The 948-nt window shown below is 68.6% G+C and carries 1 protein-coding gene; it reads left to right on the top strand.

Features of this window, described 5'->3' with window-relative positions:
- The first annotated feature begins 48 nt into the window (after nt 1–48).
- Nucleotides 49–923 (top strand): IS5 family transposase gene (locus tag KBY47_RS36200; RefSeq protein WP_374103153.1). Its coding sequence is split into 2 segments (ribosomal slippage): nt 49–442 and nt 442–923, totalling 876 coding nucleotides; the frame shifts between segments, so codons are not numbered across the junction.
- The last annotated feature ends 25 nt before the right edge of the window (nt 924–948 follow it).

Raw genomic sequence — 948 nt, 5'->3', positions numbered from 1 at the left:
CTAGGGTCTGTTGCGAAAGTGGATCTTGTTCGTTGATGATCACGTCCTGTGGGACGTGGGGATCTGACGAACGGCCAGTGGGCCCGGCTTGAGCCTTTGCTGCCGACGGGCATCAAGCCGGGTCGGCCGCAGGTGTGGACGCGGCGGCAGCTGATAGACGGCATACGGTGGCGGACCCGGACCGGTGCCCCGTGGCGTGACGTGCCCGAGCGTTATGGGCCGTGGGACCGGGTCTATGACCTGTTCCGGCGCTGGCAGCGGGACGGCACCTGGGCGAGGATTCTCACTCAGCTCCAGGCCGAGGCGGACGCGAAGGGCCTGATCACCTGGGAGGTCAACGTCGACTCCACTGTCTGCCGGGCCCACCAGCACGCCGCCGGAGCGGCGAAAAAGGGGACCTCCAGAAGGAGCCGCCCGGCGGGATCTTCGCCGAGCCGGCCGACCACGGTCTCGGGCGATCCCGTGGCGGACTGACCAGCAAGATCCACCTCGCGGTCGAGCAGGGGCAAAAGCCCTTGTCCGTCGTGATCACGGCCGGGCAGCGGGGCGATTCCCCGCAGTTCGAGCCGGTCCTGGAAGCCATCCGGGTTCCCCGGCTGGGGCTCGGCAGGCCGCGCAAGCGCCCGGACCGGGTCCGGGCCGACAAGGCGTACGACTCGCGCAGCAATCGCTCCTACCTGCGCAGACGCGGGATCAAGGCCACCATCCCGGTTCCGGCGGACCGTGTCCGCAACCGCCTCAAGCGCGGATCGCGTGGCGGGCGGCCACCGACGTTCGACAAGGACGACTACAAGCAGCGGCACGCGGTCGAGTGCGGGATCAACCGGCTCAAGCGCCACCGGGCCGTCGCCACCCGCTACGACAAACTCGCCGTCCGCTACGAAGCGACCGTGCTGATCGCAGCCATCAACGAGTGGCTGTGACCAGCACTTTCACAACAGGCCCTAG

It is taken from the genome of Streptomyces sp. B93 (assembly GCF_018070565.1).
GTDB lineage: Bacteria > Actinomycetota > Actinomycetes > Streptomycetales > Streptomycetaceae > Streptomyces.
Note: the sequence above shows the minus strand (reverse complement) of the source record. Positions and strands in the feature narration are given on the sequence as shown.